This window comes from Stenotrophomonas sp. FW305-C-20-S1 (genome assembly GCF_058783335.1).
Genome location: NZ_JBYTEK010000007.1, coordinates 151967 through 156503 on the forward strand (window position 1 = coordinate 151967; position 4537 = coordinate 156503).

A 4537-nucleotide genomic window follows, 5' to 3' on the forward strand; every position below is an offset into this window, starting at 1 on the left:
GGCCGGGGCCCGGCGCTACCGCGCGTCGCCGACGGGTAGCGCCGGGCCATGCCCGGCGGATGGCGCCACCTCACGCCGGATGAATCGCCCCGAGAATCCGCGGCCCCGTCGCCCCGGTCACGCTCGGCAGGTTGCCCGGCAGCCCGTCCATCGTCCGCTGCGCCAGCCAGGCAAACCCCATCGCCTCCACATACTCCGGGTCCAGCCCGTGCAGCGCCGTGGACTCCACCACCACGCCCGGTAGGCGTGCCGCCAGCCGCCGCATCAACTGCGTATTGCGCACGCCACCGCCGCACACCAGCACCCGCCGGGTGTGCGGCTGCTGGGCCAGCAGCGCATCAACCACCGTCGCCGCGGTCAGCTCCAGCAGTGTCGCCTGCACATCGGCTGCGGCGAACTGGCCTTCCTCGATGTGTGCTTCGGCCCACGGCAGGTGGAACTGCTCGCGCCCGGTGCTCTTGGGCGGCGGCAGCGCGAACCACGGATCCGCGCGCCAGCCGGCCAGCAGGCTGTCATCCACCGCACCGCTGGCTGCGTAGGCGCCGTCAGCATCGAAGCTGCGCCCGGTATGGCGTTGGCACCAGGCATCCATCAGCGCGTTGGCCGGGCCGGTATCGAAGCCACGCACGACGCCCTCGCGGGGAATCAGGGTCAGGTTGGCGATCCCGCCCAGGTTCAGCACCGCACGGTCCTCATCGGCCGCACCCAGCATGTCCAGGTGGAAAGCCGGCATCAGCGGCGCTCCATGGCCACCGGCGGCAACGTCACGGCGGCGGAAATCGCACACGGTGGTGATGCCGGTCAGCTCGGCGATGCGGTTGCCGTCACCCAGCTGCACGGTGAAGGCCGGGTCGGCCAACGGTCGATGGCGCACCGTCTGCCCGTGCGAGCCGATGGCTCGTACCTGCGAACGGTCGACACCGGCTTCTTCCAGCAGCTGGTTGGCGGCGGCGGCGAAGCTGATCGCAATCCGCGCGTCCAGTTCGCCCAGCTCCTCCAGCGACTGCAGCGGGCCGCCTTCGCCGAGGGCCACCAGCCGCGCCCGCAGCACCGGCTCCCAGCGGGCGGTCAGCCCGTGCACGAAGCGGCACCCCCCATCGGCCGGGAACTGCACCAGCGCGGCATCGATGCCGTCAGCGCTGGTGCCCGACATCAGGCCCAGGTAGAGGGGAAGGGACGGATCGGCAGTGGTGTTCATGGCGGGCATAAAAAAAGGACACGGCAAGCTTGTGCTGCCGTGTCCTCCTTCGTCAACGCAGGGCTCAGCCGCGCTTGCGGCCTGCCGGCGCCTTGTCCTTGGCGCTGGCCACCTCGGTGCTCGCGCTTTCGGCGGCCGGCGCGGGGCTGGCGTCGGCGTAGATCAGCTTCTCCATGCCCTGGATGCGGGCCATCGCCGGCGCGGTCTGCGCCCGGAAGGCCACCAGCTCGGCGCCCTTCAGCGGCTCCGGCGGCGGCATGGTCACCGTCAGCGGGTTGCGGTGCTCGCCATTGACGCGGAATTCGTAGTGCAGGTGCGGGCCGGTCGCCAGGCCGGTCGAGCCGACGTAGCCGATCACCGTGCCCTGGGCCACGCGCTGGCCATTCTTGATCCCGGCAAAGCGCGACATATGGCCGTACAGGGTGGTGTGGCCACGGCCGTGGTCGAGGATCACCACGTTGCCATAACCGCGTTGCACGCCGACGAACTGCACCCGCGCATCGCCGGCGGCCATGATCGGGGTACCGGTGCGCGCGGCGTAGTCCACGCCCTTGTGCATGCGCATCTTGCCCAGCACCGGGTGCTTGCGCGCGCCGAAGGTCGAACTCAGCCGTGCGAACGGGATCGGCATGCGGATGAAGCTCTTCTTCAGCGAACGGCCGCTGATGTCGTAGTACTCGGACTTGCCGTTGCGGTCGAAGCGGAAGCCGGAATAGGTCTTGCCGCCGGTGGTGAAGGTCGCCGCCAGGATCTTGCTGGTATCGACCTTCTCGCCCTCGCGCCAGGTCTCATCCATCACCACGCTGAAGCGGTCGCCCGGCTGCAGGTCCTTGGAGAAGTCGATGTCGTACTTGAAGATGTCGTCGGTCATCGTCGCGATCGCCGACGGTGACAGTCCGGCGCGGCGCGCGGCCGCATACAGCGAACTGGTGATCTCGCCGCTGGTGACCACCGTGCGCGTGGATGTCTCGCGCTTGGTCACCGTTTCCTTGATGTCATCGCCGCTCAGGCTCAGTTCGACCCGGTTGTCGGCATCGCGGTCGAAGCGGATGCTGCGCAGGTCACCGGACAGCGGCATGTCGAAGGCGATCTCGGCACCCGGGCGCAGCTTGGTCAGCGATTCGCGCGCACCCGGATGGTCCAGCACCCGGTGCAGGGTGGTGGCGGAAATGCCGGCCTTGTCGAACAGGTCGCTCAGGGTCTGCCCGCGCTGCACCCGCAGCACCTGCCAGCTGTCGCCGGGGATCTGCTGCTGGCGGGCCATTGCCAACGGCGGCAACGGCAGTGCCAGGCTGGTGTGGCTGTCGGCGTAGGGCGCATCGATGGTGTGCGAGAAGCCCGGCACGATCGTGGCCACCAGCGCGCCAATGGTCACAAACAGGCTGGCGTGCATCCAATGACGCCGCGTCCAGCGCTCATTGAACGCAGCGGGAAGGTGTTGCCTCAGCTTCCGGTGCAGGGCGTTGTCGTGCAGGACGTGGAGTCGTTCCTGGAAGCGCTGCTTGCGAGCGCGGCCTTGATCGGAATTGAGCATCAGATGTCGGTCTCTGGCTGACCCGGGAACGCGGGCCCAAACGCCGGTAACATAGACACCTAACAAATTCGCGTCAAACCCTTGTGCCTATTGGCTTTTGTGAAGCCGATCGGGTTAACTTCGCTTTAACACCCCACATAAGAAACGGCGTTGCCGGGAGTAGTCACGTGTCCTCGATTGAAGAAGCCCTTGCCCTGATCGGCCGCGGTGCCGACGAGATCCTCAAGCTCGAGGATCTGCGCGCGCGCCTGCAGGAAGGCCGCCCGCTGCGCATCAAGGCCGGCTTCGACCCCACCGCGCCTGACCTGCACCTGGGCCACACGGTGCTGCTGAACAAGATGCGTCAGTTCCAGGACCTCGGCCACCAGGTCATTTTCCTGATCGGCGACTTCACCGGCATGATCGGCGACCCCTCCGGCAAGAGCCTGACCCGCAAGCCGCTCAGCCGCGACGACGTGCTGGCCAACGCCCGTACCTACGAGGAACAGGTGTTCAAGGTGCTGGACCGCAGCCGCACCGAGGTCCGCTTCAATTCGGAGTGGTTCGGCAAGATGAGCGCGGCCGACATGATCCGCCTGGCCGGCCAGCACACCGTGGCACGCATGCTCGAGCGCGACGACTTCGCCAAGCGCTATGCCGCCCAGCAGTCCATCGCCATCCACGAATTCCTGTACCCGCTGGTGCAGGGCTACGACTCGGTGGCCCTGGAAGCGGACGTCGAGCTGGGTGGTACCGACCAGAAGTTCAACCTGCTGATGGGCCGTGGCCTGCAGGAACACCACGGCCAGAAGCCGCAGGTGGTACTGACCATGCCGCTGCTGGAAGGCCTGGATGGCGTCAACAAGATGTCCAAGTCGCTGGGCAACTACATCGGCATCAGCGAGCCGGCCATCGACATCGTCACCAAGACCATGAAGGTCGATGATGCCCTGATGTGGCGTTGGATCGAGCTGCTGTCCTTCGATATCAGCCAGGCCGAAGCGGCCTCCCTGCGCGAGCAGATCGCCGCCGGCCTGAATCCGCGCGTGGTCAAGCTGCGCCTGGCCCGCGAACTGGCTACCCGATTCCACGATGCCGCAGCGGCAGAGCAGGCGATTGCCGGCTGGGAAGCTGCCGTTACCGGGCAGGGCGACATCACCCAGCTGCCGCTGCAGGATGTGGCCATCCCGGCCGAGGGCCTGCGCATCGCGGCCCTGCTGACCGCCGCCGGCCTGACCCCGAGCAACTCCGAGGCCAACCGCAAGCTCAAGGAGCGTGCGGTGAAGGTGGACGGTGAAGTGGTGGAAGACGGCCAACAGGTACTGCAGCCCGGCTTCGAGGGGCTGCTGCAGGTCGGCAAGCGCACCTTCGCCCGCGTGCGCCTGGTCGCTGCCTGACCGGAGGCAGGGGCCGGCGCAGCCGGCCCCTGCTTCTGCTCCTGCAGAGCGGCGCTGACGCTCTGCCGCTGTTCGCGGGACCTGTGGCGGCGCCTTTGCATGAACGGATGCAACATCCGATGAAAAAAGTTGCCACACCCCCTTCACAAAGGCCGCGAATAGGGACATAATTTCCCTCCCCCGTCGCAGGGGTCGCCAACAAGGGGCTTCAGCGACACAAGGGACGCCACCACCGACGAACGAGATGATCGAACGAAAGGTGTTGACGGACTCGAAAAGTCCGGCATAATAGGCGGCTCGCTACGAAGGAAACTTCGCAGCACACGGGAACGGCGCTGAGGCCACTTCCCCGGATCTTTGAAAGTATGCGCAGGTATCTTGTGAAGGCGCCTGCAGGAAGGATGATTGTCCATCTTGCAGACGTTTGAT

The 4537-nt window shown here is 66.8% G+C and carries 3 protein-coding genes; 1 reads left to right on the plus strand and 2 read right to left on the minus strand.

The features are described from left to right. Positions 1-70: 70 nt before the first annotated feature. Both AC3WTC_RS06015 and AC3WTC_RS06020 read right to left on the minus strand, forming a co-directional pair. Complete coding sequence (locus tag AC3WTC_RS06015; RefSeq protein ID WP_492711003.1) at positions 71-1198, minus strand: anhydro-N-acetylmuramic acid kinase; 1128 nt, start codon at positions 1196-1198, stop codon at positions 71-73. 64 nt (positions 1199-1262) lie between these two features. Then, positions 1263-2732, minus strand: coding sequence for a M23 family metallopeptidase (locus tag AC3WTC_RS06020; protein ID WP_025879426.1), 1470 nt, complete (start codon positions 2730-2732; stop codon positions 1263-1265). A gap of 167 nt (positions 2733-2899) precedes the next feature. On the opposite strand from AC3WTC_RS06020, the gene tyrS reads away from it, so the two are divergent. Beyond that, a complete protein-coding gene (tyrS, locus tag AC3WTC_RS06025; protein WP_032977018.1) occupies positions 2900-4108 on the plus strand; it encodes a tyrosine--tRNA ligase in 1209 nt (402 codons plus the stop codon). The last annotated feature ends 429 nt before the right edge of the window (positions 4109-4537 follow it).

Bases quoted from the DNA above. Each gene is read 5' to 3' on its own strand.
- AC3WTC_RS06015 (WP_492711003.1), bottom strand. From the start codon at position 1,198: ATGAACACCACTGCCGATCCGTCCCTTCCCCTCTACCTGGGCCTGATG.
- AC3WTC_RS06020 (WP_025879426.1), bottom strand. From the start codon at position 2,732: ATGCTCAATTCCGATCAAGGCCGCGCTCGCAAGCAGCGCTTCCAGGAA.